This is a genomic window from Methylopila musalis, assembly GCF_042679725.1.
GTDB lineage: Bacteria > Pseudomonadota > Alphaproteobacteria > Rhizobiales > Methylopilaceae > Methylopila > Methylopila musalis.
This window is the reverse complement of sequence record NZ_JBHTMX010000287.1, coordinates 1-2,505: the sequence shown is the minus strand read 5'-3', so window position 1 is coordinate 2,505 and position 2,505 is coordinate 1. Positions and strand designations below refer to the sequence as shown.

At 72.1% G+C, this 2,505-nt stretch carries 4 protein-coding genes and 1 pseudogene; 4 read left to right on the top strand and 1 reads right to left on the bottom strand.

What is annotated here, in order from left to right; translation table 11 throughout:
* Positions 1-353, bottom strand: a pseudogene (locus ACFQ4O_RS16765) (hypothetical protein); the annotation flags it as partial.
* 135 nt (positions 354-488) lie between these two features.
* On the opposite strand from ACFQ4O_RS16765, the gene ACFQ4O_RS16760 reads away from it, so the two are divergent.
* The 4 genes from ACFQ4O_RS16760 to ACFQ4O_RS16745 all read left to right on the top strand — a co-directional run.
* A complete protein-coding gene (locus ACFQ4O_RS16760) occupies positions 489-1,064 on the top strand; it encodes a GbsR/MarR family transcriptional regulator (RefSeq protein WP_378777400.1) in 576 nt (191 codons plus the stop codon).
* Positions 1,065-1,077: 13 nt separating this feature from the next.
* The gene (locus tag ACFQ4O_RS16755) at positions 1,078-1,749 is read left to right on the top strand and encodes a DUF4166 domain-containing protein (protein WP_378777398.1); all 672 of its coding nucleotides are present in this window, start codon (positions 1,078-1,080) and stop codon (positions 1,747-1,749) included.
* A complete protein-coding gene (locus tag ACFQ4O_RS16750) occupies positions 1,746-2,129 on the top strand; it encodes a thiol-disulfide oxidoreductase DCC family protein (protein ID WP_378777396.1) in 384 nt (127 codons plus the stop codon). The genes ACFQ4O_RS16755 and ACFQ4O_RS16750 overlap by 4 nt, the downstream gene beginning before the upstream one ends.
* Positions 2,126-2,505 (top strand): saccharopine dehydrogenase NADP-binding domain-containing protein (locus ACFQ4O_RS16745; protein WP_378777394.1); only part of this gene is annotated, 380 nt, incomplete at its 3' end. The genes ACFQ4O_RS16750 and ACFQ4O_RS16745, both read left to right, overlap by 4 nt.

The window sequence follows — 2,505 nt, the reverse complement described above, 5'->3', positions numbered from 1 at the left end:
CGCAACAGGCCGTCGAGCCGTCCCAGCAGCACCGCGTCGCGGCCGGTCGGCGCAGTCGCCGACGAGGCCTCGCCGAACGCCGCCGGCGCGGCGTCGGGCTCGTCCGCGCGGCGGTAGCCGCCGTTCACCTTGGAGACGACGACGCTGTCGAAGGTCAGCAGCGCGGAGGCGAGCGCCACGGGCGCGGGCGTCTTGGAGCCCTCGCGCAGCGTGGCGCCGCGGCGTCCGTAGCGAAAATTGACGAGATAGCGCTGTTCGCCCTGCAGAGCGTCGTTCTCGACGAGATCGACCTCATACACCTTGTCGGAGGTTCCCGCCGTGAGCCCAAGGCGGGCCGATCGGATGATGCGCATGCGCTCCCCATGGCCTGTCGGTCATGCGGAGGCAGAGGTAGCGCGGAACGGCGGGGGAGGCAAACCGCAGACGGATTTCGGCTTTGGCGAAAATCAGCGCTTGCCTTCGCTCATGATCTGACGTTTATTTCTGTAATGACAGAAATTACAGACAAATCCAGCAAGCTGCCGCCCGCGGTCGAGGCCTTCCTGCTGAGCTGGGGCGACATGGGCGGGCAGTGGGGCGTCAATCGCTCCATCGGCCAGATCCATGCGCTGCTCTACCTCTCGGAGCGGCCGATGACGGCGGAGGAGATCGCCGACGATCTCGCCATGGCGCGCTCCAACGTCTCGAACTCGCTGAAGGAGCTGCTGGCCTGGAACCTGATCCGGCGCGTGCCGGTGCGGCAGGACCGGCGCGACCATTACGAGGCCGAGACCGACGTCTGGGAGATCGCCGCCCGAATCGCCGCCCGGCGCAAGGAGCGGGAGATCGACCCGGCGATCGTAGCGCTGCGGCGCTGTTCGTCCGAGGCCGACGCCGATCCGGAGGTCAGCCCCGAGGCGCGGCGCCGGCTCAAGGCCATGCTCGACTTCACCGTCGCGCTGGACCGCTGGTACGGCCAGATGTTGTCCCTGCCCAAGGGCAAGCGCGACCTGCTTCTGAGGCTCGGCGCGAAGGTCGCGTCGTTCCTGCCGGGGGACAAGTCCTCGGCCAAGACGAAGGACTGACGGGAGGACCATCATGTCGGCGCAGCCCAGGCTAGACGCCCAAGCCCTGCCCACGGAGACGCGATCCGCCTCCCGCCTCGTCGATCTGCGCTTCCGGGCGCTGCTCGGCCCGGTGGAGTGGGAGACGCTGCCCGCGGACGTGCGGCGGCGCTTCTCCAAGCGGCTGTCGGGCTCGGACGCGGCCATCTATGTGGGCCGCATCACCGAACTCGCCATGAACCGGGCGGGGCGCATGCTCTCGCAGGTGTTGCGGGTGATCGGCGCGCCGCTGCCGATCTGTCTCGACACCGACGTGGCGAGCGTCGTCACCGTCACCGAGGACGCCGCGACCGGCGGTCAGATCTGGACCCGGCTCTACGCCAGACGCGACGGCTTCCCCCAGGTGATCCACTCCGCCAAGCGGTTCGCGGGGCCGACCGGGCTCGAGGAGTATGTGGGCTACGGCGTCGCCATGCCGCTGACCCTGTCGGCGGAGGAGGGCGCGCTCGTCTTCCGCAGCGCGGGCTACGTGCTGCGGCTTGGGCGCTTCCGCCTGCCGCTGCCGGGCTGGCTGTCGCCGGGGGCGCTCACCGTCATCCACAGGGAGACGGGCGAGGGCGCCTTCGAGTTCACGCTCGACCTGCGGCACCCGCTGTTCGGCGCCCTGCTGCGCCAGAGCGGGAGCTACCGGGACCAGCGGGCATGAGCGCGGCGGTCGTGCTCTATGACGGCGCCTGCGGGCTCTGCTCCCGCAGCGTGCGCTTCGCGCAGCGCCGCCAGCGCGACCGCGCCCTGAGCTTCGTGGCGATGCAGTCGCCCGAGGGACGCGGGCTGGCGGCGCGCCACGGCGTCGATCCTGACGGGCCGGACACGTTCCTGCTGATCGCGGACGGCCGCGCCTTCGAACGATCCGACGCCGCGCTCGCGGTTCTGCGCCGCCTGCGCGGCCCGGTCCGCGGGCTACGGATCCTGCGGTTCGCGCCGAAGCCGCTGCGCGACTGGCTCTACGACCGGGTGGCGCGCAACCGGCGCCTGTTCTTCGGCCGCGAGACGGTCTGCGCCCTGCCGCCGGCGGACCGGCCGTGACCCGCCGGCGCGTCCTGCTGATCGGGGGAACCGGCGTGTTCGGCGCGCGGCTGGCGCGCCACCTCGCGCTGTCGGAGGGGCTCGACCTCGTCCTCACCTCCCGCGACGCCGGCAGGGCGCAGGCCTTCGCGGAGAGCCTGCCGCGCGCCCCGGACACGACCGTCTCCGGCGCCGGGCTCGATCACGGCCGCGATCTCGCGGCGCGCCTCGGCGGGATCGCGCCCTGGCTGGTGGTGGACGCCTCCGGCCCGTTCCAGGGCGCGGGCTACGACGTGCCGCGCGCCGCGCTGGAGGCGGGGGCGCATGTGGTCGATCTGGCGGACGCGCGCGACTACATCGCCGGCTACGGCGCGGCGCTCGTCGCCCTCGCGCGGGC

What these genes read in the sequence shown, in the direction of transcription:
- ACFQ4O_RS16750 (WP_378777396.1), top strand. Translation starts at nt 1,746, where the DNA reads ATGAGCGCGGCGGTCGTGCTCTATGACGGCGCCTGCGGGCTCTGCTCC.
- ACFQ4O_RS16760 (WP_378777400.1), top strand. Translation starts at nt 489, where the DNA reads ATGACAGAAATTACAGACAAATCCAGCAAGCTGCCGCCCGCGGTCGAG.
- ACFQ4O_RS16755 (WP_378777398.1), top strand. Translation starts at nt 1,078, where the DNA reads ATGTCGGCGCAGCCCAGGCTAGACGCCCAAGCCCTGCCCACGGAGACG.